This window comes from Rhodoferax sp. GW821-FHT02C08 (assembly GCF_059421805.1).
In genome coordinates, this window is record NZ_JBWKVR010000056.1 from 1 (window position 1) to 1,206 (window position 1,206).

The 1,206-nt window shown below is 61.9% G+C and carries 2 protein-coding genes; both read right to left on the bottom strand.

What is annotated here, in order from left to right; all coding sequences use genetic code 11:
• Window positions 1-635, bottom strand: a 635-nt coding sequence (locus AC07VY_RS26525) for an ABC transporter permease (protein WP_495100134.1), incomplete at its 3' end; no start/stop codon positions are given.
• 10 nt (window positions 636-645) lie between these two features.
• Window positions 646-1,206 (bottom strand): ABC transporter permease (locus AC07VY_RS26530; protein ID WP_495100135.1); only part of this gene is annotated, 561 nt, incomplete at its 5' end.

Below are 1,206 nucleotides of genomic sequence, written 5' to 3' on the forward strand. Positions count from 1 at the left end.
ACCAGGTACAGCGCCGCAGCAAACAGATAGGCCTCGAACGGCAGGTAAAAGTCGGAATAGATGCGGCTGGCTGCCGCCGTCACATCCAGCAGCCCCGGCACCGCACTGGCCAGGCTGGTGCTCTGCAGCATCATCACCACCTCGTTGCTGTAAGCGGGCAGGGTGCGCCGCATGGCGCTGGGCAGCACCACCCGGGTCATGATCTTGAAGTGACTCATGCCAAAAGCTTGCGCGGCTTCGATCTCCCCCGCATTCGTCTCGCGGATCGCGCCTGCCAGCATCTCGGCTGTGTAACCCCCGGTATTCAGCGCAAACGCCAGCAAGGCACAAAAGAATGCGTTCTTGAAATACACCAGCGGCCACACCGTATCCCAGCGCGCCTGTATCCAGTCCAGCTGCGCCAGACCGTAGTAAATCAAATACACCTGGATCAGCAGCGGTGTGCCCCGGATCACAAAGGTATAGGCCCCCACCAACCGTTTCAGCAGCACGCTGTTGCTGGTCAAGGCCAAAGCAAAGGCCACCGCCAGCACCGCCCCGATGGCCACCGAGGCCGCCAGCAGCCACAGCGTATTCAGAATCCCCTCGCCAAACATGGCCAGGCTCTCTTCGCGAAAGATGACTTCCCAGTTCATAACGTCATCCTCACAGCGTGATACGCTTGGTGCCCAGGCTGTAGCGGGCATTCAGCTTGCGCAGCACCTCCAGCGACACCCAGGTGTAGACCAGGAACAAAGCCCCGGCAAACAGCAAATAGACAAACGGCGAGCGGGTCGCCGCACTGGCCTGCTTGGCCAGATAGGTCATCTCCTGCAAGCCGATCAAACTCACCAGGGCCGTGGCCTTGATCAGCACCAGCCAGTTATTCGTAAAGCCTGGCAGGGCATAGCGCACCATCTGCGGCGCCGTGATGCGCAAGAAGGCCTGCCGAGGCCCCATGCCAAAGGCGGCGGCCGCCTCGAACTGTCCGCGCGGAATCGCCATGATGGCGCCGCGAAAGGTCTCGGTCATGTACGCACCGTAGATGAAACCCAGGGTCAGCACCCCGGCGGTGAACGGCTCCAGGTCCAGCGTAGCCTCGCTGCCGGCCATCTCCAGCAGGGCATTCACGCCAATCGTGCCGCCGTAGAACACCAAGAGCATCAGCACCAGGTCCGGGATGCCGCGGATGATGGTGGTGTACAGCGTGGCCGGCACGACCAGCAC